A 23,607-nucleotide genomic window follows, 5' to 3' on the forward strand; every position below is an offset into this window, starting at 1 on the left:
CAACCTCAAAACAAAATGAAGTTGAAATTTTTAGGGACCGGCACTTCTCAGGGTATACCTGTTATTGGCTGTACATGTGAAGTATGTACCTCGGGCAACCCAAAAGACAACCGTTTTCGGTCTTCTGTGATGGTCACTACGGAAGAGAATAAAAAAATCCTGATCGACTGCGGTCCGGATTTCAGACAGCAAATGCTGCTCAACCATGAACACCTTGTAGATGTTATCCTTCTCACCCACGAGCATAATGACCATGTCATAGGACTGGATGATATGCGCCCGCTGATTTTCAAAAGTGGAAAGCATATCCCCATCTATTGTTATGAAAGAGTCGGGAATGAAATTAAAAACCGTTTTCCCTATGCATTTACGGATGTGAGGTATCCCGGTGCTCCGGCCTTTGATCTTTATACCATAAACAACGAGCCTTTCACTGTTCTGGATACAGAAATTGTTCCTGTTGAAGTGATCCACTACAAGATCACCGTATTCGGTTATAAGTTTAAAAATATGGCCTACATTACAGATGCCAACTTCATTTCAGAAACAGAAAAAGAAAAACTGAAAAACCTTGATGTCCTGATTCTAAACTGCATTCGTAAGTTTGATCCGCATCCTGCCCATTTTGTCCTTGCAGATGTCATACAGCTTTATAAGGAGCTAAAACCTGAAAAAATGTTCCTTACCCATATCAGCCATCATTTGGGAGTGCATGACATTGAAGATAAACAGCTTCCGGAAGGGATGCATCTTGCCTACGATGGCTTGGAAATAGATTTTTAAAGAATTCTTCACGAAAAGTTTTCAAATAGTAAAAAAAGTTTTTATATTTGCACACCAATTTAAAGCAGCCCAGGTGGCGGAATTGGTAGACGCGCTGGTCTCAAACACCAGTTCTTAGGAGTACCGGTTCGATCCCGGTCCTGGGTACAAAAAACCTCTGATTTTTTCAGAGGTTTTTGTTTATATTTCACTTAAAAGTAACTATTCCAGATTTTATAAACAATAGAATTTAGTATTTGATCTCTGGAAACAATAAAACTCAGTTCCTTGTCAAAATCTTCAAACTTATTATCTACGCATTCCGGTATATAATTATTTTTAAAAAGAAATTCTATTCTTTTACTTGGAGATTTCCTATAAAATTTATCTGCATCATATCTTTTAATGAGTACATAATTAGCAACAGAATTAAGATGAAACGATACAAAATTTTCTTCTTCTTCATAATTTCTAAAATCATCTGCCGTAAAAATTGGCACTAAAATAAGTGAGGATTGTTTTCTATTCCTCATTAAATCCATAAAATCTTGTTCTTTGCTATCTAAATAATACAATAATCGCGCATAAAAATAATGATAAAATCCCCAGTTATTCATTGGTTGAAGGTTAGAAAATATATCTCCTTCTTTAGATTCTCTTATTTCATTTACTTTAGCTTTAAAAGTTTCATCTAATATGGATAAATCTGCATTACGAATATCCCTAATTAAATCATACATATAGCTTCTAATGGAGCTTTGTGTGATAGATTTTCCTTGAATAGATCTAAAAACAGTATAAGCGTCTATAAAACGGTTTACTAATTTAATTTTGGCCTCAATTATAACTTCATCGTCGGCTTTAGATAATGGAGCAAGAAATAAAGGATAAGCCAGTGATTCTGCTATAGTATAAAAATTGGTTATATATAATTCATTAAAATCTTTATTATTATAATTTCTATATTTATACAAGTCCATATAAAGAATTGAATAAAAGTCAAAATCAGATTTTATAAATAAGTAAAAGTCATCAGACTTTTTAAGATACAGACGTGTTGAATTATTTTTCACCCAAGAATGGAATTGAGTTCCTATCTGTTCAAAATCTAAATTTTCTGCTCCTTTTACATTAGATCTACGACTCTCTGCATATTTAGCTCTTAACCAATTTCGGAAAAAATCTACATCAGTATCAGCACCTACCAGTGCTTTTAGATCAAAAATCCTTTCTTTCCAAAACTCATTCATTTCTTCACTTTTCTCTTCCTCTTCAATCATAGAAAGCAAATATCCTTTTAATATTTCTGTAGGATTCAAACTCATCCCCCTATCATTCATAGTTTCAAAAATTGTATAAGCACTTTCCATACTAAAGGCTGTAATTTCTACTAACACTACATTATTTAATAACCATTCTATAAAAATTAGCAATACTTCTTGTTCTCTTAAATTTTCAGGAAATAGCAAAGTAATATCTTCATATCTCGCCAGAATATTTGGAATTGATTCATCTTTTAACTTTCTGGTGTCACTAGGAATATCCTCTAGTTCCTGCATTTCTTTAAAGGGATGCTCTGGATGACTTATCAAACTTTCAATTACATCATTCCGGGATTCTACGTTAAGAATTAAAGTATTTTTCCCTCCTCTTCTTACATAAAAGTGCTTTTTAATTTCATGCTTAATGTCTTCATCATTTACTTGGTGATATAAATATATAAGTAATAATGTAAGAGAAGTAAGGCGTTGTTGACCATCTACTATAGATAACTCTTTATTATCGTTATATAATACTACAGGCCCCATATAATAACTACCATAGTCTGCATAAGTTTCTATAGTATCACCTTCTTGATAATATTTATCAAAATTAGTAGCTAGGTCGCTAATTAAAGCTTCTATATGTTTACGTTGCCAACGATATTCGCGTTGAAACGAATCAATACGAAAACGATTATTAAATAATATATCGGCTAATTTTTGGTCTTTGGCTTCTAGAAATCTCATCGTTATTGAAGTTCTTGGATTAAAATTTGTTGAATTAGAAATGCGTATTTATAAATTTTCTGATTTGTATCAGTCGGGTTAATTTCCCCATGAAATAAAATACATCGTAGATTATATAGCATTTCAATCAATGCTTGGCTTATTAAAATAGGATTATTGACGAAGTAAATACTAAATTCTCTATCTATAGTAACACCACCCAAAGGTGCCATTTTTTTTCCATTACTTTGAATTTTAGGGTCTAGGATAATATTCTCTGTCCTCTTTGGATTCACTTGTAAAAAACATTCTTTTAAATATTTCTTTTTAGTCTGTGAAAGAGCCTGGTAGGGAAAATGATTATCAAAAAGAGTTTTATCCCATGTAGGCAAGTCCTCTAAATAAATATTTCTTAAGTTTTGGGTACTGTCAAAAATTTCACATTTTAATCTATTTTGGTTTTTGGGTATTGTTTCGTCATAAGTAACTTTGTATACGAATTTTCCTTGTGACAGAGTATGAGACGAATTGGGGTTCTTTTTCACAAATAATGATCTGAAACTAAGTTTATTGTCATGAGAAGGAACTGTATGCCCCTCTAATTCAAGATGTAATTGTGCTAAATAATGTTTAAATTCTAATCCTGTGGCTGTTGCATCCATCAAAAGATTAATAATCCTATCTCTAAATGGATTTGAATTATCTTTAATATGATCTATTATCACTCTATCTTTATCGCTATTTAATGCTATACTATAACTCACCATATACCAAGCATTAAAAGGAATCCATGCTTTTACGAATTGAGTATAATAATCAATTTTAAGTTCAGCAATATTCAACCATCGAGCTACATTATCACTGAAATTATTTTTTTTTGCCATTAGTTTTTTATTTATTTCTATAAATAGTGAAAATAATGAAATAAATATATGAAATAAATATCTTATATAATAAAAAACCGTTTAAATTCCTCAAACCTCTTTAGACTAAAGCGTCCTCTGAATTGGTGTTATATTCGTGTAATTCCTATAGCCTTCGAACCGTGTAAAAGCTCGTTCAGTGATTTACTTTTAGAAAGCACATTGAGATACTATTGAATAATCATGTTCTTTATAGTAATATAATCAAAATATTTCACAGTTTTCTTTTGATTTTCCCTAAAGGCTTATATGCAATGCAGACCGATATTATAAGAAAATAATAGTTTCTGGTTTTTAATTATTACATTTACTCAATATTCTGTACTCTTCATGATAAAAGCAGAACCAAAAACATGTAAATGACAAGCAAAATTATAGGCGTAGGCAACTACATTCCATCACAAACTATCACCAATTTATTTTTTGACCAGCATATCTTTCTCAATGAGGAAGGAGCGACATTGAAAGAAAGCAATGCAACCATCACAGATAAATTAAAGAAAATCACCGGAATTGAAGAAAGAAGATACGCTGGCAACGAACAGGTGACTTCGGATCTGGGATTAATTGCTGCCCGGACTGCTATTGAAGATGCAGGTATAGATCCTGAAACTTTAGATTATATCATATTTGCCCATAACTTCGGTGATGTACGTTTCGGTACTGTGCAGTCGGATATGGTTCCGAGCCTTGCCTCAAGAGTTAAACATTTGTTGGGAATTAAAAATAATTTCTGTGTTGCGTACGATATTTTATTCGGATGCCCGGGCTGGATCGAAGGGATGATACAGGCTAACGCATTTATTAAATCCGGTATTGCCAAACGATGCCTTGTCATTGGGGCTGAAACCCTTTCCCGTGTGGTAGATATCCATGACAGGGACAGTATGATCTATGCGGACGGTGCCGGTGCTGCCATTATGGAAATCACTGAGGATGATTCCGGGATACAATCTCATTTGTCAGCATCTTATACTTTAAATGAGAAAGACTATTTATACTTTGGGAAATCATACAATAATGAGAGCTGTCCTGATACAAAATATATCAAAATGGATGGAAGAAAAATATATGAATTTGCTCTTTCCAATGTTCCGGTTGCTATGAAGGACTGTTTTGATAACAGTGGTTATTCTATTGACCAGCTAAATAAGATAATCATACATCAGGCTAACGAAAAGATGGATGAGGCTATTGTTAACCGATTCTACCAGCTGTATGATATCCCAGTACCATCAAATGTGATGCCCATGGTGATCCAAAAGCTGGGTAACAGCAGTGTTGCGACTATTCCTTCATTGCTTGCCATGATCCTGAAAGGTGAGCTTCCACTGCATACTATTCAGAAAAATGACATTGTCTTATTTGCTTCAGTGGGTGCAGGGATGAATATCAATGCTTTTGTTTATAAGTTTTAAGAATAACCAATTGGATTCTATTTGATATTCCTGCTTTTCTTCCATCTCCGGACTCTTCCCCTTGCATTGGTATAAGGAGAAGAAGTATTCAGTTGGATCATTCTTCCCAATGTCCATTTCTCATACCAGCTTTTCCCATAGAGTTCCTCGTTGGTTTTACGATTGATGATTGATAGGATATCTTCAACCGTTTTATCAAGTTTTTGAATTAAGCAGGCAAAATCATCATTCCTGTAATCTTCATAAAATTTCTGAGCCAGTTTTCCCAGCTCATTCCATTGATATCCTGTTTCCGGAAAATCAACGGGCTCGTTGTTCTCTCTCTTTTTATTCCATTGTAAGACCAGCTCTCCCCAGCCAATAAGGTAAGCCATAAGATCATTGATGCTCATTAAAGTTCCTTTGGAATGTCCTTCCAGTTCTTTAATACTGGTTAATTCAAAAGGAATTGTATCTAAATCTTTTTTGAGCCTGCCATAATTTGCTATGATCGCATTGAGAAGCTCTTCTTTATTTGTCGGAACAGGCATTTCAATAGGTATCAGAATTATTTTTCAGATGTTACAAAGGCTATCATTTGTAAATCCACATCAAAACAGGTCTTTCAGAATCCCGGATCATAGGATCTATCTCCCGCATCGCATTATTGGAAACCGTAGGACAGCCCCAGCCTTCGGGTGAGCCTTTGGGATATACCTCGTCATCACTCATCATATCCCAGGAGTGGAAAACAATGAATCTTTTTAAAGCATTATTATTGGTCTCTTCAAGGCCATGCATTAAATATTTGATATTAATTCCCCAATCACTGTGTCCTCTTCCTTCCAGTTTATATTTCCCTAAAGAAGAAAGATGGCTTCCATCTTCATTGCTGAACTGAGGATCATCTTTAGAACCATCGCTACTCCATTGATTCGTTCCACAGCCATGTCCTACCAGATATTTTTTTGAAACGGAATGGGTTTTAAGATCCCAGACTACAAATCTTTTAACTCCCGAAGGCAGACTCATATCAATTAAAATACAGAAATCAGTATTAAAGCCTTTGGATTTACAGAACTGTAAAGCTTCTTTCCCTTTTATTTTTGTTTTGGAGATATTAATTTCAGGTTTCTTTTCAATAGTATGGGTCAGATTTTTCACCATACTACTATTTCCGTTCCCGGACTCACTTCCGCATGACAGCAGAAGCAGGAATACAACCGTTAAACCAAAAACTTTCACCGGATCTTATTTATAGTGCTGGAATATTCCGAAATCTGAAGGCGTCCAGAAAGCAGCCTTCTGCCCGGCAGCTTTCAATGCATCATTTGCCCATGTATTGCAGGTATAGAGGAAGCTATATGTTCCTTTGGCATCATAGAAAGCATCATTGTCGCTATACACAGCATCTGTAGGGATCAAAATAAAGTCCCCGTTCTGATCTCTGTCAAATTTATTTTCAACAAATGTCACAAGGTCTTTGTACTGTTTTTTGCTGATCATGATCACCTTACAATCGCTGCCTTCTTTCATCTTTTCATAGTAGGTACAGTGCATTGCAGATTCGCTGAGCCAAAATGCTGCTTTAAAAGCTGTAGAAAACTTTAGATCAGCCCAGGTCGGGGTATCCAGATAAAAGCCTTTATCTCCCCATCCTACCCCTATGTACTGGTAATCTGTTCTTTTGGAAAGCGTATTGGAAAACGGTATCCTACCACTCCAGTCCTGCAGGTCATTTTTTACCGGCATTACGATATCCGTATGTACTCCATTGGTATAAATATAGATTGGGACTTCCTTTTTCTCCCCGTCATCTTTTGCAGAGACTTCAATAAAAGGTAGCAGGTAGCCTAATAAAGCGTATACTGCAACAATTCCGACAATGATCCCCAAGGTTTTCAGGAGATACATCAATATCATTTTCACATTCATGTTTTTTAATTATATCTGAAAAATTTAATTTTTAATTTTTCGTAAAAGTATTTGTTTTAATCGAAAAAATGATTAAATTTAAGTACGAAATTTTCATAAATATGCGTAAAACTTCTAAATCAAATAAAAGATTTAAAATAAGAGTTAAAATAGCTCCTAAAAGAGTACAAAAAAAACGTTGATTTTCTGTGGGATCCTGATCTCCTGAAAGTCAATTTTTCTTTTTTAGGAAAGGCTTTAAGAACTTTTACCGATATTAATCTTTCTCTCCTTAAAAGCAAAAAATTTAAGGAATGATCTGATAACCTCATTAGTTTTGGACACTGCAATTTCCAAAGAAGGAATCATCACCAAAAAACAAACTCAAAACTGATCCGGAGAAGGCTTCAAAAATTCGATATTCCTCTTCAATCCCATGAATTTGGTTCTTTTTACAGGTGATTTCCTGAATATTTCGGAGAATAGCTCCTGGGTAAGTTCTTTCCACTCACCTTTTTTGAAATTCCTGAGTGCTTCATTCGGGGTAAACCTGCTTTGGAGATGGGGTTTTGAAAATCTGTTCCACGGGCAGACATCCTGACAAATATCGCAGCCGAACATCCAGTCTTCCATTTTGTCCTTAAAATAATCCGGTATTTCGTTTTTCAATTCTATGGTTGCATAGGAAATACATTTGCTTCCGTCAATGATTTTGTCTGAGACAATAGCATCCGTCGGGCATGCATCAATACATTTCCTGCAGGTGCCGCAATGATCGGTTGTTTCATGATCCGGAACCAGATCCAGATCGCAGATAATTTCAGCCAGGAAGTAGAAAGACCCATTTTGCTTAGTGATCAGATTGGCATTTTTGCCTACCCATCCTATCCCGGATTTCCTTGCCCAGCTTCTTTCCAGAACCGGCGCCGAATCTACAAAAACCCTGAATCCGAACTCCCCGATCTCTCTTTGCAGTTCGACTACCATATCACGAAGGATCTCTTTGATGACCTCATGATAGTCTTCGGCATAGGCATATTTTGAGATCTTAAAATTTTCCAGGGTGGAAATGGTTTCTTTCGGAAAATAATTATAGGAAAGCGAAATCACGGATCTGGAGCCTTCTACCAGCAATCTTGGGTCCAGCCTTTTATCGAAGTGATTTTCCATGTACTTCATTTCGCCATGAAAATCATTCTTCAGCCAGGTTTCCAGATGCCGGGCGTCTTCTTCCAAAAAATCAGCGTTGGAGATGCCACAGCTTTGAAATCCAAACTTTTCGGCTTTGGATTTAATTAATCGGGAATATTTTTCGGCAACTGAATTCATGATTTTACATTGCAAAACTAAGATTATTTTATAAATTTGTTGGAGTTTGGATGCCTGAAATACTTCATCATCCATTAATTATTTTAACTCTAAATATTTTTAAGCTATGTCGTTAACAGAAGTAATAAAAGCAGGAAATTATGAACTGATCGATGTCCGTGAACCTATGGAACTGGAAATGGACGGAAATATAGAAGGTGCCAAAAACATCCCGTTGGGTGAAGTAGAAGAAAGAAAGGAGGAAATCCTGTCTGTTGAAAAACCGGTGATCCTGTTCTGCAGAAGCGGAAACAGAAGCGGCAAAGCTTTGGAATACCTTAATTCCCAAGGGTTGAGGGAAGGCTATAACGGCGGTGGCTGGGCTGACTTAAAAGCAACTTTGGAAGCGAATCAGGGAACTTTTTAAAAGTTCCTTTTTTTACCTGTTTAAATTTGTTAAAAAATTAAACCACAAAAGTCTCAAAAGTTTTTCAAACACTTAAGTTTATGGTGATACCTTTTAAAAGTATAACAAGTACACATTAGTCTTTAGTCTTTGAAAATCCAATACCGAATTAGGTCGGAAAATTCATCTGATGTGAACTTTTTACTTCTCCGGATACCCGTTTTTGAGTTGAAGTATTTTATCAATATGAAACTTTTGTGGTTAAAAATTCAAACAGATTTTTTATCTAAATCTATTATTGGGAATGGAACTGAAAGAAAGATTTATACAAAATTGCCTTCTGCTTTCTGAAGACCATGATCTCTTTGAAGCCTTATGGCAGGAGATCGAGAAGAAATATTCTGCAAAAAGCAGATTTTATCATAACCTGACACATCTTGAAAGTATGTTTTATGAGCTGGATGCCGTAAGGGATTGGATCTCCAATTTCACTCCTATTTCTTTTTCGGTTTTCTATCATGATGTGATCTATGATTCAACTTCAAAATCCAATGAAGAAAAAAGTGCGGATTTTGCTGTAGAAAGGCTTAAAAAACTTCGTCTGAATGAGGAAGCCATCAGAAACATTTCCGTGCAGATACTGGCCACCAAAAAGCATCAGAAATCTAATGACGATGATATTAATTATCTTTTGGATGCTGACCTGTCTGTTCTGGGAAAGGATCCCGCAACCTATCTTGAATATACCCAAAAGATCAGAAAAGAATATTCCATTTATCCGGATCTGCTTTATAAACCGGGAAGAAAAAAGGTACTGCAGCATTTTTTAGAATTGGAAAGCATTTTTAAGACTGAATATTTTAAAATGAAATATGAAAAACAGGCGAAAGAGAATTTGCTGATGGAAATCGGGTTGTTATAATGAAGTGTGATCTGTAAAAACCACCCCGTCAAAAATTCTTTGAATTTTTGACACCCCTCCAAAGGAGGGGAATTGCGATTTCCTATCAAATGTTTTCGGAGTTTATAAAATCTGCCGATTTTTTCAAAACCAGTCCGGGAGTTTCTTTGTGCGGAGTGTGCCCAATATGGGGAATGATATACTTTTCTGTGGCTCCGCTTACCTGGGCAATTGTTTTTTCTACCTGATCCAATGTTCCGTATTCATCGGCTTCTCCCTGAATAAATAATAAGGGACAGGTAATATTTTTCAGAAGATATTCGATGTTCCAGTTTCTAAAGTTTTCACTCAGCCAGATCTCTGTCCAGGCTTTGAAAATCATTTCAACCTTATCTCCATGATATTTTTGCAGGCGTTCTGCCAGATTGGTTGTCTGGTAGGCTTTCAGGGCATCCTGAACTCCTTTCACCGTAATATCTTCTACGAAAATATGGCCTGCCTCGCAAATAACGGTTTTTATTTTCTCTGGATATTTGGCTGCGGTGATCAGGGCAATGGTACCACCATCACTGTGCCCGAACAGAATCGATTTTTCTATGTTTAATTCATTTAACAGATCATTCAGAAGATCTGCCTCCTGTTCCATATAATCATTCTGCCTTTCATGAGTAAGCATCGGGGATGATTTTCCGTAGCCTGAACGGTCATATACAAGGACATTACATTGAACAGCTTCTGCAAGTTTAGACGGAAAATCACGCCAAAGCTGAACACAGCCTAAAGAATCATGCAAAAAGACAATTGTGGGGTTGTTTTCAAATGAATTGTTGTATTCTATATAAAGGAGTTTCCCTTTTACTTCAATTAATTTACTTTCTGTCAAAGCTCAACTTCATTATAGTACCGGCATTCTTGTTTCCTCAAACTCCTTTAAAAGGTTTTTGAATACTGCTTCCACCGGAAGAATATCTTCAATTAAAGCCGAGACCTGCCCGATCTCCAGTTCCCCTTCTTCCATATCTCCTTCAAACATCCCGCGCTTTGCCCTTGCTCTTCCTAAAGCAGTAACTAATGCTTCTGCATTTCTTCCGGTCTGATAAATGGTCTCCAGTTCATTAAAAAATTTATTTTTCACCATTCTTACCGGCGCCAGCTCTTTCAGGGTAAGATGGGTATCGCCTTCCTGCAGTTCCGTGATCTTTTTTTTCCAGTTATCATGGGCACTGGCTTCAACGGTGGCCGCAAAACGGGATCCTATCTGCACGCCATCAGCCCCCAAGATCATTGCTGCTTTCATTTGGGAACCTAAGGCAATTCCTCCTGCTGCGATCAGAGGTTTGGAAATATGTTTTTTTACGTTGGGAATGAGGCAGAAAGTAGTGGTTTCGTCTCTACCGTTATGGCCTCCGGCTTCAAACCCTTCTGCGACCACGGCATCTACCCCGGCATCTTCGCATTTCATGGCAAATTTTGTGGAGGATACCACATGAGCCACTTTCAGGCCTTCTTTCTGTAGTGTCTCAGTATAGGTTTTAGGGTTTCCGGCAGAAGTAAAAACGATCTTCACTCCTTCTTCCAGAATAATGCTGATGATCTCATCAAGGTTTGGATAGAGCATCGGAACATTAACCCCGAAAGGTTTATCGGTAGCCTGCTTACACTTTTGAATATTTTCTCTCAGAATATCGGGATACATACTTCCTGCCCCTATTAATCCCAGCCCGCCACAGTTTGAAACCGCCGAAGCCAGTCTCCAACCTGAGTGCCAGATCATTCCTGCCTGTATCACCGGATATTGTATGTTGAAAAGGTTTGTAATCCTGTTTTGATTGTGCTGCATCTCCTGAAACTTTTTAGCCGAATTGAAATCTATAAAATTACCCATGCTGTAAAAATAATAAAAAACAAAGTGTTTTGAGGAATTTACCTCCTGTTTCAAATAAAAAACCTTCAGAAGTTCTGAAGGTTTTTTATTTATTTCGTTAAAGATTCTTTTTTCCAGTTGGATCTAAACTGACATGAGTCGTAACGGCTGTCAATGGATATGAACGTTGTGGATAGTTTGGAGTTGATAAACTTCCCAACCATTTCATCCCGTTTCTTGTTAAGGGCCATCTGCTTTATTCTGTCATAATCTGTTTCCAGAGTGATCTGGTGTGAAGGAATAGCGTCTTCAATTTTTACAATTTTAACCACTTTTCTTCTACTGTCTTCATCTTCAAAAGCGTTTGTAATATCTCCTTTATTTAAGCCCGCCAATTCATAGCTGATGGTTCCCGGAACACTTTCTCTTTCAATTTTACTTGAACCGTCTGCACCAGGGATCAAGCCGGCATTAAATTTAGTCCTTTTATCGTCAGAATACTTGAAGGCAGCGTCTTTGAAAGTTATTTTACCATCAACGATTAATGTCTTGATGCTGTCTAATTTTTTCTTAGCTGAAGTAATTTCCTCTTCCGTAGGGGTTGATTTCAGGAGAATATGCCTTGCATCATATATTTTCCCTGATCTTCTTACCAACTGGATGATATGGTAACCGAATTCAGATTCCACAGGGTCTGAGATTTCTCCTTCCTGAAGGTTTAAAGCGGTAGCTTCAAAGGATTTTACCATCTGCCCTCTGTTAATATTCTTATACAATCCTCCGTTGGCAGCAGATCCTTCATCTTCAGAATAGATCCTTGCCTGGCTTTCGAAAGTTTCTCCACCGGCAATATCCTGCTTGATCTTTTTAAGTTTATCGATCAATTCCTGCTTATGAGCTTCCGTTAATTTAGGATACATCATGATCTGAGCCAGGGAGACCTCATCTTTTATTTCAGGAAGCTGTAATTTATGCTTGTTATAGAAATCCGTCACTTCGTTAGGAGTAACGTCAGCTTTTTCGGTAATTCTCTGGTATTTTGACTGCCCGTAATAGGTATCCGTATCCATTTTTTCAATAGCATTCTTCATTTCATATGCCGTCCTGAACTTGTATGCCGTAAGCATCGTTTTTTCGTCCGGAAACTGGGAAAGCATTTGGTTATATTTTGCATTCGCCTGTTCTTTAATGGCCACAGAACGGTTTTCGATCAAGGTATCTTTTTTGGCTTCGTAAACAAGAAGTTTATTATTGAGCAGATTCTCCAAAAATTCACACTTATCTATATTGGAAGCTCCCTGCTGTTTTGCATAGTTCAGGTTTTCTTCTACATCGGATTCCAAAACAATTTCATCTCCTATCACAGCCGCAATCCCGTCTACCAACTGCCCCTGCTGTAACTGAGCCTGTATATGCCCGGAAAACATCATCATAAAAACTCCTACAAGAAAAGTTATTTTTAGTTTATTTATCATTTTACTATTTTAAACAAGTTGCAAATTTAGAATTCTTAACGAATTACACTAAATTTTTTATTATAAATATTTCTTAAAAAGATTTATTTATGATAGTTCAATATCAAATGTTGTCAGTTCCTTAAATTGTCTTAATCTGCTGAACATATCGGATTCTTTTACCTCCTGAAGCCTTTCTGTACCAAACTTCTCAACGGTGAATGAAGCCATTGCAGAACCTACGATCAATGCAGATTTCATGGTTTCGAAATCGAACTTTCCTTTTTTGGCAAGATACGCGGCAAAACCTCCTGCAAAGGTATCTCCGGCACCGGTAGGATCGAAAACCTCTTCTAACGGAAGAGCCGGAATGGCAAAAATCTTATTGTCATGGAAAAGAAGGGCACCGTGCTCCCCTTTTTTAATAATCACAAACTTTGGACCCATAGTATGGATCTTTTTAGCTGCTTTTACCAGTGAATATTCTCCTGAAAGCTGTCTTGCTTCTTCATCATTAATGGTGATCACATCTGTTTTGGCAATCATTTCCATGAGAGTATCCCAGGCTGTGTCCATCCAGAAATTCATGGTGTCCAGTATAACAAGCTTAGGACGCTGATTCATTTTTTCAAGAACGGATAACTGAACTCCCGGATGTAGGTTTCCTAAAAGTAAAACTTCGGAGTCCTGCATGGAATCAGGAATTTTAGGATCAAAGTTTTCCAGAACGTTTACTTCTGTTACTAAAGTATCTCTTGTATTCAGGTCATTGTGGTATCTTCCTGACCAGAAAAACGTTTTTCCGTCTTTTATGATTTCAATTCCTTCGATGTTTACGTTTCTATCGGTAAGCATATCAAGATATTCCTGTGGAAAATCTCCGCCCACTACGGAAACAATGCCCGAAGGCACTCCTAAAATGGATGAAGTGATCCCGATAAAGGTGGCAGCACCTCCTAAGATTTTATCTGTTTTACCAAATGGTGTCTCGATTGCATCAAATGCAACGCTTCCTACAACTAAAAGTTTCATATATTTTTCAATGTATTTGTAAATAATTTATTTTTTCCATTCAAATGTGTCCAGCAGGTGCATCATATCTTTTTTGATATAATTGACTGCGGGAGCCAGTGAATCCGGTTTTGGTCTTGTATTAAAGTATAAATAGGCCGTTACAAAGTGTCTTGTGCTGTCTGTAACATAGAACTGAAGGTTGGAAGCACTCTGCCCCTTTAATTCATAGAAGTTCCCGTAAACTTTTTTTTCAGGATACTCAAATGATTTTGTATCGATGGCACTGGCTCTTTTGGTATGATCATATACCATTCTTTCGGCTTCTTTGATATGGTCTGCAAAGTCATTTTGGATTGGATAATAGGTAATGAAAATCTTGGCTTTCATTTTGGGATAGCTCATGTAATACCAGCATGGCCTTTTGGCATCCGTAATCTTTGAAAAATCTGAATATTCAAAACTATAGGCACAGTTGTTCTCAAATTTCTGATACTTCGGTGTGGGATATTCCAGACGGAGCTCACCAGAGGGCTTGGGAACAGGGTCTTTTCCGCAAGACAATAAAAGAAGTGATACGAAAATAAAAATGACGTTTTTGATCATTTTGCAAAAGTACAAATTAGATTTCAGATTTCGGGAGACAAATTTCAGTCTTTCAGTAGGTTTATATTTAAATCTTTTAAAAATAAATTAAACCACAAAAGTCACAAAGGGTTTTTATTTTAATACACTTTAGAACACTTAAGTTTGAAGTTCAATATTTTGAAAAAATAACATATCAGAAGAAAATCAGAGATTTCCGGATGCTTAAGCAGGCTTTTTAACAGCAATATTTTAACTTACTACAACCAAAGTATTTAAAATTTTATGTCTTTTGTGGTTTAAAATTTTATTTCTGATTTTGAATATAGTTTTCCAAAGGTTTCGGAAAAGACTTTTCATGGGAAGCCTCAAGATCTGTAATGATATACTGATTTTGGGTTACAAATTCGTTCCAAACGGCTTCCGACGTCACTTCCACATCTACCACCTCAATGGTCAGATTCTTATGGGTCAGTTTATGGCTGATTGTCTTTGTTCCTTTACTGAATGGTTCCAGTTTTTCAGAAATGGAATCCGGAAATTCGAACAGCTTCTTCCAGATAAAGTCATCTTTCCTCTGCCGGATGAGGAATCTGCCGTTCCTATGGACAAAATAGTATTTCAAATGTAGGTCTTCAGTCTTTATTTTTTTAGTTTTTACCGGAAATTCCGAGGTTTTGTTCATTGAGAAAGCCAGACAATCTTCTTGCAGCGGACATTCATGGCATAATGGATTTTTCGGTTTACAGATCTCCGAACCCAGATCCATCATCGCCTGATTAAAATCGCCTACATTTTGAGGCATGATCATTTCCGCCAGTGCCGAAAAGTAATTGAATGCCCTGGAATTGGAAATATCAAAATTATCTGCAAAAACCCGGCTTAAAACCCGGTAAAAATTTCCGTCCACTGCCGGAATCTTACCTTCAAAGCATATACTGGAAATAGCGGCTGCCGTATACTTCCCTACTCCTTTCAGCTTTAAAATATCCTCATACTGAGACGGAAAAACACCATTATAGTCATTCATGATCTGCTGAGAGGCTTTATGTACGTTGATAGCCCTGGAATAGTACCCTAAACCTTTCCAGTATAATATAACCTCATCTTCTTCAGCATCCGCCAGTGTTTGTACATCGGGAAATCTCCGAATAAAATTGTTATAATGATTTAAGCCCTGACTGATCCTGGTCTGCTGGAAAACAATTTCACAGATCCATATTTTGTATGGGTCTTTTGTCTGCCTGAAGGGCAGGTCTCTGGCGTTTTCTTTATACCAATCCAGAAGTTTGTTGCCTATATGCTGAAAGTCTGAGTTTTGAGTATTCTTTTTCAAAAAAATCTGGTTTTGTGTGCTTAGATGCTTCGACTCCGCTCAACATGACAGAAAATTATTGATAAAAGATAATTGATGAATGATAGATTTTGATGTACCTATAATTTCTGTTTTCTGTCATGCTGAGCGGAGCCGAAGCGTCTACAATATTTGCAAAGATAAGTTTATTTGTTTTCTTTATTTACAGAATATTTCAATCACATTATACAAAAAAAGGACATCAATTGATGCCCTTTCTTTTCTAACAATTTTTGGTATAATTACCAGATTTTTATTCTTTCCTGGGGAGCTTTGTACATTTTATCCCCGGCTTTTACGTCAAATGCTTTAATAAATGCATCCTGATTCACCAGCGGCCCAAATGCCCTGAAATATCCCGGTGAATGCGGATCGGTCTTCACTTGGTTGATCATGTACTGATCGGTAGACTTGGTTCTCCATACGGTTGCCCAACTCATAAAAAATCTCTGATCCTGTGTGAATCCGCTGATCAGTCCCGGATTACCGTTATCTTTTAAATACATCTGAAGGGCATCATAAGCAACTGCTACCCCGCCTAAGTCGCCGATATTTTCACCACTTGTGAATTTACCGTTAACGAAGCTTCCTTTTACAGGCTCGTAGGCACTGTATTGTGCTGCAAGCTGGGCTACTTTGGCATCAAAATTCTTACGGTCCTCATCCGTCCACCAGTTATTGAGATTTCCGTCTCCATCGAAACGGGAACCGCTGTCATCAAATCCGTGAGAGATCTCATGTCCTATTACTGCCCCAATACCTCCGAAGTTAATTGCTGCATCAGCTTTAGGATTATAGAAAGGAGGCTGAAGGATGGCTGCGGGGAATACGATCTCGTTGTTTGATCCGCTATAATAAGCATTCACCGTTTGCGGAGGCATTCCCCATTCTGATTTATCGACAGGTTTCCCCACTTTATCCAAGCTTCTCTGATACTGCCATGCGGCCACATTCTGAAGATTGGAATACAGGGTCGCTCCCTGATCCGATGCATCTACTTTCAAGTGGGTGTAATCTTTCCATTTGTCTGGATACGCAATCTTCACAGAGAATTTGGACAGCTTCTCCTGAGCTTTCACTTTGGTTGCAGGAGACATCCAATCCAGTTTATCAATATGGGTCTTAAATGATTTTAAAAGATAATCTATATAAGTTTCCATCTGCTGCTTGGCTTCCGGCGTGAAATATTTTTCAACATAGAGCTTACCAAAGGCTTCACCCAAAACTCCGTTTACGAGCGTCAGGCCTCTTTTATTCATCGGGCGCTGTTCTTTCTGTCCCTGAAGGTATTTCGAATAGAAATCGAACCGGATCTGCTCCAGATTTTCATCCAAATTGCTTGCATTACCATTGATGACATGGTATTTTAAGTAATCTTTCAGCAACGAAAGGTTCTTTTGGGTAAGGAACTGATCCATATTCTGGTAATATTTAATCTCTCCAATGATTACTTTATCAGTTTTCACGCCTGCTTCCGTAAGGTATTTTGCCAGGTTGATATTTTTGACGAGTCCCGGTAATTCGGATACGTTTTTAGGGTTGTATCTCAGGTTGGCATCCCTGTTCTGCTCAAGGGTCAGCAGGTAATTAGCCAGCTGCTTTTCAAAAGCCACTACATTCTGAGCTGCCTGAGCTGAGTTTTTATAGTCTAAGACACCGAATAACTTAGCTATATAATTTTGATATTCTGCCAATGTTTTGGTGTTGGCCTCATTGACTTTCTGATAATAATCTCTCCCTAATCCAAGATCCGGGCCGCCAAGATATACTGCATTCATTTTAGAATCTTTCATATCTGCTCCCACTCTCCATCCATAGAAAGAGTTATCTCCGAATTTGGTTCCTTCCAAAAGGTAATTTTGCAGATCGTTAAGGTTTTTAATGGCGTCAATTTTTGCCAGATCTCCCTTGATCGGGGCCAGACCTTCCGCATTTCTTTTCGCGGTATCCATGAATGATGCATAGAGATTCTGTATCTTCTGCCCTTCGGAACCTTCAGGATACTTTTCAGATAAAATCTTATTCAAAATATCCAATGAAGCGTCATCTACATTCTCCCTTAATGCATTGAAAGAACCCCAACTTGATTTATCGGAAGGGATCTGGGTAGTTTTCACCCAGTTTCCATTGACATAGCTAAAAAAATCATCCTGCGGGCGAACATTTTTATCCATATAAGATAAATTGATCCCCTCATCTTTTATTTCTTCTTTCACCGGTTCAGACACTGCTACTTCGGTCTCTGTTTTCGTACTTACTTCAGCAGTTTTGGCTGTACCGCATGAATTTAAAAATACTATGCCGGAAAGGGCTAGTATTCCGATATTTAGCTTTTTCATTAAGGATATTTTTTGATTTTTACACAAACTTATCAAATATACGAATTTATGTTAAATGAATGTTTAGTTTTATTACAATATGGGTTTACTCATTTGAAATGCTTTATGAGCTGCATTTGAAGGTCTTTTGCCTACTGTATCTATCAACCACAAAAGTCACAAAAGTTTTTTCCCGGATTTTATTTAACACTTAAGTATAATAAGTTAAGATAATGTTTGAGGATAAAGTTCACATAAGGGAATACTTTGGCTTGGTTCAATATTAAATTAAAAAAAACGGATGTATTTTGTCCTCTTTTTTAAGCAGTATCCTAATTATGTTAAGTGTTTTAAATTAATCTTTATGGCTTTTGTGGTGAAGTAAATTCCTATAAAAAACCGCTCATTGCTGAACGGTTTAAAATATTTTTACCAGATCTTGATTCTTTCTTCCGGTTTTTTGTATAATTTATCTCCCTGCTTTACATCGAAGGCTTTATAGAATGCCTCAACGTTGATCAGCGGGCCAAAGCTTCTGAAATATCCCGGTGAATGCGGATCTGTTTTCACCTGATTGATCATATATTTCTCACTGGATAAGGTTCTCCATACGGTTGCCCAGCTCAGAAAGAATCTCTGATCCTGTGTATATCCGCTGATAGGTCCGGGATTTCCTTTGTCTTTCAGATACATTTGTAATGCATCATAGGCAATATTTACTCCTCCAAGATCTGCAATATTTTCCCCGTTGGTAAAAGTTCCGTTTACAAAAGTTCCTTTTACCGGCTCATACTTGTCATATTGGGCTGCAAGGGCTTTGGTTGCTTTTTCAAAGTTGGCTTTATCTTCGGGTGTCCACCAGTCTACCAGGTTTCCTTCCGCATCAAACTGAGCACCTGAATCATCAAACCCGTGGCTCATTTCGTGCCCGATCACGGCACCAATTCCACCGAAATTTACGGCAGCATCAGCTTTCGGATTAAAGAACGGGGGCTGAAGGATGGCCGCAGGGAATACGATCTCGTTGTTTACCGGATTGTAATATGCATTCACCGTCTGCGGGGTCATTCCCCATTCTGATTTGTCAACAGGCTTGCCGATCTTGGCCAGATCTCTACTGTACTCCCATTCTTTGATATTCAGAAGATTGTTGTATAACGTTCCTCCCTTGGATTCGGGAACGATCTCTAATTTGGAATAGTCTTTCCATTTATCCGGATAGGCCACTTTCACTGTAAATTTATTCAGCTTAGTCATTGCTTTTTCCTTTGTTGTGGAAGACATCCATGCCAGGTTATTGATATGCACCGCAAAGCTTTTCTTTAAATAATCAATCAGCTCCACCATTTGAACTTTGGCTTCAGCCGGGAAGTATTTATCTACATACAATTTCCCAAAAGCCTCTCCCAAAGTACCATCGATCAGCTCAAAACCTCTTTTGTCAAGGGCTCTTTGTTGTTGCTGCCCTTGTAAATATTTGCCATAGAAAGCAAATTCCATATCACCAAGCTTCTCACTCAGGTAAGATGAGCTCCCGTTGATCATGTGAAACTTCAGATAATCTTTGATCACCGGAAGGTTTTCTGCATTCACCAGCTTATCAAAGTTTTTATAATAATTGATCTCTCCTACGATCACTTTATCCGTATTTACGCCTACTTTTTTCAGATAAGCAGGAATGTCTGCGTCTTTTACCAGGGCTGAAAGCTCCGCCATGGTCTGGGGATTGTACTGAAGCGTTGCATCACGTACCTGCTCATTGGTAAGATAGGTATTGGCAATGTTCTTCTCATAATTTACAATTCCTTTTGCTGCCTCATCAGCATTTTTATAGCCCAGTTCTTTCAGCATAGAAGCTACATACTTCTGGTACTCAGCAAGAGTTTCCGTATTTTTTTCGTTCACTTTCTGATAATAATCCCTGCCCAATCCTAAAGTGGCATTCCCCAGGTATACGGCATTCATCTGTGAATCCTTAAGATCTGCATACACTCCCCATCCGTATAAGGTATTTTCTCCGGCTTTGGTCGCAGAAATCAGATAATTTTGCAGGTCACCAAGACTTTTGATCGCATCGATCTTTCTGATATTTTCCTGAATAGGTTTGATCCCGTCTGTATTCCTCTTCTGCATATTCATATAGGTTGCATACAGATCCTGTATTTTTCTGCCTTCGCTTCCATCCGTAAATTTATCTTTTAAAAGGGAGTTCAGAATCGTCATAGAGTTGTTATCCGTATCTTCAGCCAGCTTGTTGAAACTCCCCCAGCTTGGTTTATCTGCCGGAATTTTGGATGTTTTCATCCAGGTTCCGTTCACATAGTTATAAAAGTCATCCTGTGGGCGAACAGATTTATCCATAAGGTTAAGGTCTAATCCTTTATCTATAGAATTGACTACTGTTTTAGTTGCTTTAGTCTGAGCAACGACCATATTCTGTGAACAAATCCCTGATAATAAAAACAAAGAAAGCGTAAGTTTTTTCATTATAATTACAATTTATACAATATGTATAAATTTTCTCTAATTTGTTACCGGAAATTTTCATTTTGAAGTAACCTCATTTTGAAGTCAGATGATCTTAAATCGGATGCTATTTCAGCGGATCTGATATCAGCATTCCGATCAGATCCTGAATGACCTTCTGGGAAACAAAATTCATGAAATCCAGCCTTTCGAGATGCGGCATATAAAGTTTTGAAGTCTGTTCTTTATCTTTAATTCTGATGGTATAAAAAACAGTTCCCACCTCTTTTCCGTCTTCTCCTTTTCCCGGACCGGCTACTCCCGTGGTGGAAAGTGAAATATGGGTATCAAATAATTTCTGGCAGCCTTCTGCCATTTCCTGAGCCACCTGCTCACTTACAACGGTATATTGATTTACAGTCTCCTGTGAAACTTTTAATATTTCGATTTTTTTCTCTGTGGCATAGGCTACCATTCCTCCTAAAAAATATTTTGAGCTTCCTGAATTCGAGGTGATCATTTTGGCCAGTTCTCCTCCGGTACAGCTTTCAGCGGTAGAGATTGTGAGCTTTCTTTCGCTTAAAATCTCTCCAAGAATTGTTTCGATCTTATCCTGCGAAGTGGCAATAACATGGTCTTCAAGCAAGGGAAGCAGTTTTTGAATTTCATCTTCCAACTGATTCTGCAAAGCAAATTCTTCATCGCCAGTAGCGGTTATCCTCAATTTTACCCTGGTTCCAACGGGAAGATAAGACAGGGCTAAATTTTCAGGCAGGGAAAGTTCCCAGTCTTCAATGGTATCTGCCAGAACACTTTCCGGAACCTCCACTACGGACACTACTCTTGTACTGATATATTTCAGATTGAATTTATCTTTCAGGTATGGGACGATCTGATCTTTGATCAAAGGTTTTACTTCATAAGGAACTCCCGGTAAACTGAAACACAGTTTGCCATTCTGCTCCATCATCATGCACGGAGCCGTCCCGTAATAATTCTGGAAAACCAGAGATTTTGTTGGGACGAAAGCCTGTTCCCTGTTTCTTTCGAGGATATCAAGGCGCCCGCGTTTTTCCATATACTTTTTCAGATGTTCAAAGGTTGCTTCATTAAGGGCAATTTCGTCATTGAAAAATTCGGCAAGTGCTTTTTTGGTCTTATCGTCCCTGGTAGGGCCTAATCCACCTGTCGTAATGATCAAGTCTCCAACCTCAAATGCAGATTGTAATGTATTTTTAATGGTTTCGATCTCGTCCGAAATAGTGAAGATCTGTATCACTTTTATTCCTATATTTTTAAGTTCGGCAGCAATAAAATTAGAATTGGTGTCTATTGTATTTCCGGAAAGGATTTCATCGCCGATGGTAATCAGAACAGCTTTTTCCATATATTAATTTTCGAAAAAAATTCTTATACAAATGACGGGAAAAAGTTGTGAGCGGGCAATAGATTTAAGATGAAATTGTAAAAAGGTAAAACTGCAAATTCGTAAAACCGCTAAAAAGCGAAGTGGTATTAAGTGAATTCATATATATGGTAAAATCGCGAAACCGCAAAATCGTTAAAAAGTGAAATGGTATTAGGCAATTTTACGGTTTTACCTTTTTATTGATTATGCTTCACCCAGATCAGGTTATCGGTATTATAGCCTATCTTTTTCGCTTTTTCAAGAAACCTCTGTCTTATGCTTTCGGGAATTTCTGTGGTGCGGGACAGTATCCAAAGGTATTTTAAACTGCTTCCGGCCACCAGTGCATATTGGTAGTTATCATCAATATCGATCACATTATAGCCTGACCACAGGGGTTTAAAGAAAGATACTTTCAAGCGGGCTTCATTTTGGTTTTTTACAAACCTCGCCTCACCTGTAGCTTCTTTCCATTCTTTTTTAACGTAATTGTAACCTCTGTTATTCACGCGAATGCTTCCGTCCGGGTTTGGTGAGTAATCAGCGGTTACATTATCCATATTTTTTTCGAATTTATAATCGAAACGGGCAATTTCGTACCATTTACCCAGGTATCTCCGCGCATCAAAGTTTTTCACGGCAACCGCTCTTTTCGGAATTCCTACTGAGCATGAATGAAAAAGAGCCAATCCTAAAATTCCCAGGGAGACGGGAATTATTATTTTCTGAATATTTTTCATAATCATATAAGATTGTGGTTATGATGAAAAACGTCAAAAATGATGCCTTTGGGCTCTGAAACTAATAAAAATCCTAAGAAAAAACTTTCAGGAAATTGTCTTTAAAACTGCCCGAAACTTCAATTTCGGTATTATCTGATAAGGTTACTGTTCCACTTTTATGGTAAGATTTTACAAAACCGGTATTGATAATATGGGAGCGATGCACTCTTACGAAAGGGTTTTCCAACAGGTCATCAAAATGTTTTAGAAATCTGCAGACCATTTTTTTTGAATTATCCGTAAGGTAGACCTGGGTGAAGTTCCCATCTGCCTGCAGCCTTACAATATCTTCTGTTCTTACCACGTCGAAACCTTGCAATGTGGGAAGGATAAGCTGCTGCTTTTCCGGTTTCAGTTTTAAATTCTCGAGTAAAATTTTGTTCCTGTTAAGCTCTTCTTTTTTTTCAAGGCTTTCCACTACCTTGTTTACGGCAACAATAAGTTCCTGTATGTCTATAGGTTTTAAAATATAATAGCTCGCAGATTTATTGAGCGCCTGTAGGGAATATTGTGAGAATGCCGTGATGAAAATGGTTTCGTAAGAAAAATCTTTGGTGGCTTCGAGAACATCAAAAGCATTCCCGAAAGGCATTTCCACATCCAGAAAAACCAATTGAGGCTGTTTTTCAGCAATCAAAGGAACGGCTTCTTTTATATTTTCCGCCTCGCCCAGAATTTCGACCTGCGGGCAGTATTTTGTGAGGTAATTTTTCAAAACATCTCTTGCAATTACTTCATCGTCTACGATTACGGCTTTTATTTTCAT

21 protein-coding genes and 1 tRNA gene are annotated in these 23,607 nt (G+C 37.4%); 5 read left to right on the forward strand and 17 right to left on the reverse strand.

The window, feature by feature from the left end; translation table 11 throughout:
• Positions 1-15 precede the first annotated feature (15 nt).
• Complete coding sequence (locus HNP38_RS05520) at positions 16-783, forward strand: MBL fold metallo-hydrolase (protein ID WP_184185675.1); 768 nt, start codon at positions 16-18, stop codon at positions 781-783.
• Positions 784-850: 67 nt separating this feature from the next.
• Positions 851-930, forward strand: a tRNA-Leu gene (locus tag HNP38_RS05525).
• Between the two features lie 44 nt (positions 931-974).
• On the opposite strand, the gene HNP38_RS05530 is transcribed toward HNP38_RS05525, so the two are convergent.
• Positions 975-2,771 carry a DUF262 domain-containing protein gene (locus HNP38_RS05530; RefSeq protein ID WP_184185678.1) on the reverse strand — a complete coding sequence of 599 codons (1,797 nt, stop codon included), beginning with the start codon at positions 2,769-2,771 and terminating at the stop codon, positions 975-977.
• 2 nt (positions 2,772-2,773) lie between these two features.
• Positions 2,774-3,634: a hypothetical protein gene (locus HNP38_RS05535; RefSeq protein ID WP_184185681.1), complete on the reverse strand. Its 861-nt coding sequence runs from the start codon at positions 3,632-3,634 to the stop codon at positions 2,774-2,776.
• 398 nt (positions 3,635-4,032) lie between these two features.
• Here HNP38_RS05535 and HNP38_RS05540 point away from each other — a divergent pair, with 398 nt between their 5' ends.
• Positions 4,033-5,091 carry a 3-oxoacyl-ACP synthase III family protein gene (locus HNP38_RS05540; protein WP_184185684.1) on the forward strand — a complete coding sequence of 353 codons (1,059 nt, stop codon included), beginning with the start codon at positions 4,033-4,035 and terminating at the stop codon, positions 5,089-5,091.
• 17 nt (positions 5,092-5,108) lie between these two features.
• Here HNP38_RS05540 and HNP38_RS05545 read toward each other — a convergent pair whose 3' ends face one another.
• The 4 genes from HNP38_RS05545 to queG all read right to left on the reverse strand — a co-directional run bounded on the left by HNP38_RS05545 (position 5,109) and on the right by queG (position 8,313).
• Positions 5,109-5,621, reverse strand: coding sequence for a ClbS/DfsB family four-helix bundle protein (locus HNP38_RS05545; protein WP_184185687.1), 513 nt, complete (start codon positions 5,619-5,621; stop codon positions 5,109-5,111).
• A gap of 43 nt (positions 5,622-5,664) precedes the next feature.
• A complete protein-coding gene (locus tag HNP38_RS05550) occupies positions 5,665-6,315 on the reverse strand; it encodes a murein L,D-transpeptidase catalytic domain-containing protein (protein ID WP_317166703.1) in 651 nt (216 codons plus the stop codon).
• Positions 6,316-6,321: 6 nt separating this feature from the next.
• Positions 6,322-6,999, reverse strand: a complete 678-nt coding sequence (locus HNP38_RS05555) for a TIGR02117 family protein (RefSeq protein ID WP_410493758.1) — start codon at positions 6,997-6,999, stop codon at positions 6,322-6,324.
• A gap of 369 nt (positions 7,000-7,368) precedes the next feature.
• Positions 7,369-8,313, reverse strand: a complete 945-nt coding sequence (gene queG / locus HNP38_RS05560) for a tRNA epoxyqueuosine(34) reductase QueG (RefSeq protein ID WP_184185693.1) — start codon at positions 8,311-8,313, stop codon at positions 7,369-7,371.
• A 106-nt stretch (positions 8,314-8,419) separates the two neighbouring features.
• Here queG and HNP38_RS05565 point away from each other — a divergent pair, with 106 nt between their 5' ends.
• Together HNP38_RS05565 and HNP38_RS05570 are read left to right on the forward strand one after the other, a co-directional pair.
• Positions 8,420-8,719 carry a rhodanese-like domain-containing protein gene (locus HNP38_RS05565; RefSeq protein ID WP_184185696.1) on the forward strand — a complete coding sequence of 100 codons (300 nt, stop codon included), beginning with the start codon at positions 8,420-8,422 and terminating at the stop codon, positions 8,717-8,719.
• 283 nt (positions 8,720-9,002) lie between these two features.
• A complete protein-coding gene (locus HNP38_RS05570) occupies positions 9,003-9,620 on the forward strand; it encodes a hypothetical protein (RefSeq protein ID WP_184185699.1) in 618 nt (205 codons plus the stop codon).
• A gap of 85 nt (positions 9,621-9,705) precedes the next feature.
• Here the strand turns inward: HNP38_RS05570 and HNP38_RS05575 are convergent, their stop codons facing one another.
• The 11 genes from HNP38_RS05575 to HNP38_RS05625 all read right to left on the reverse strand — a co-directional run bounded on the left by HNP38_RS05575 (position 9,706) and on the right by HNP38_RS05625 (position 23,607).
• Complete coding sequence (locus HNP38_RS05575; RefSeq protein WP_184185702.1) at positions 9,706-10,482, reverse strand: alpha/beta fold hydrolase; 777 nt, start codon at positions 10,480-10,482, stop codon at positions 9,706-9,708.
• A 12-nt stretch (positions 10,483-10,494) separates the two neighbouring features.
• The gene (locus HNP38_RS05580; RefSeq protein WP_228460952.1) at positions 10,495-11,484 is read right to left on the reverse strand and encodes an NAD(P)H-dependent flavin oxidoreductase; all 990 of its coding nucleotides are present in this window, start codon (positions 11,482-11,484) and stop codon (positions 10,495-10,497) included.
• Between the two features lie 89 nt (positions 11,485-11,573).
• Positions 11,574-12,938, reverse strand: a complete 1,365-nt coding sequence (locus HNP38_RS05585) for a peptidylprolyl isomerase (RefSeq protein WP_184185705.1) — start codon at positions 12,936-12,938, stop codon at positions 11,574-11,576.
• 87 nt (positions 12,939-13,025) lie between these two features.
• Positions 13,026-13,949, reverse strand: a complete 924-nt coding sequence (locus HNP38_RS05590) for a PfkB family carbohydrate kinase (RefSeq protein ID WP_184185708.1) — start codon at positions 13,947-13,949, stop codon at positions 13,026-13,028.
• A gap of 27 nt (positions 13,950-13,976) precedes the next feature.
• Positions 13,977-14,534 (reverse strand): gliding motility lipoprotein GldD, encoded by a 558-nt coding sequence (gldD, locus tag HNP38_RS05595; protein WP_184185711.1) that lies wholly within the window; start codon positions 14,532-14,534, stop codon positions 13,977-13,979.
• Between the two features lie 286 nt (positions 14,535-14,820).
• On the reverse strand, positions 14,821-15,849 hold the full coding sequence (mutY, locus tag HNP38_RS05600) for an A/G-specific adenine glycosylase (RefSeq protein WP_184185714.1): 1,029 nt from the start codon (positions 15,847-15,849) through the stop codon (positions 14,821-14,823).
• 260 nt (positions 15,850-16,109) lie between these two features.
• Positions 16,110-18,206 carry a M13 family metallopeptidase gene (locus tag HNP38_RS05605; protein WP_184185717.1) on the reverse strand — a complete coding sequence of 699 codons (2,097 nt, stop codon included), beginning with the start codon at positions 18,204-18,206 and terminating at the stop codon, positions 16,110-16,112.
• Positions 18,207-18,614: 408 nt separating this feature from the next.
• A complete protein-coding gene (locus HNP38_RS05610) occupies positions 18,615-20,672 on the reverse strand; it encodes a M13 family metallopeptidase (RefSeq protein WP_184185720.1) in 2,058 nt (685 codons plus the stop codon).
• Positions 20,673-20,778: 106 nt separating this feature from the next.
• Positions 20,779-22,038: a CinA family nicotinamide mononucleotide deamidase-related protein gene (locus HNP38_RS05615; protein ID WP_184185723.1), complete on the reverse strand. Its 1,260-nt coding sequence runs from the start codon at positions 22,036-22,038 to the stop codon at positions 20,779-20,781.
• Between the two features lie 218 nt (positions 22,039-22,256).
• Positions 22,257-22,799, reverse strand: coding sequence for a lipocalin family protein (locus tag HNP38_RS05620; protein ID WP_184185726.1), 543 nt, complete (start codon positions 22,797-22,799; stop codon positions 22,257-22,259).
• A gap of 73 nt (positions 22,800-22,872) precedes the next feature.
• Positions 22,873-23,607 (reverse strand): LytR/AlgR family response regulator transcription factor, encoded by a 735-nt coding sequence (locus HNP38_RS05625; RefSeq protein ID WP_184185729.1) that lies wholly within the window; start codon positions 23,605-23,607, stop codon positions 22,873-22,875.

Origin of the sequence: Chryseobacterium defluvii, from assembly GCF_014204415.1 — a bacterium.
GTDB classification, from domain to species: domain Bacteria; phylum Bacteroidota; class Bacteroidia; order Flavobacteriales; family Weeksellaceae; genus Chryseobacterium; species Chryseobacterium defluvii_A.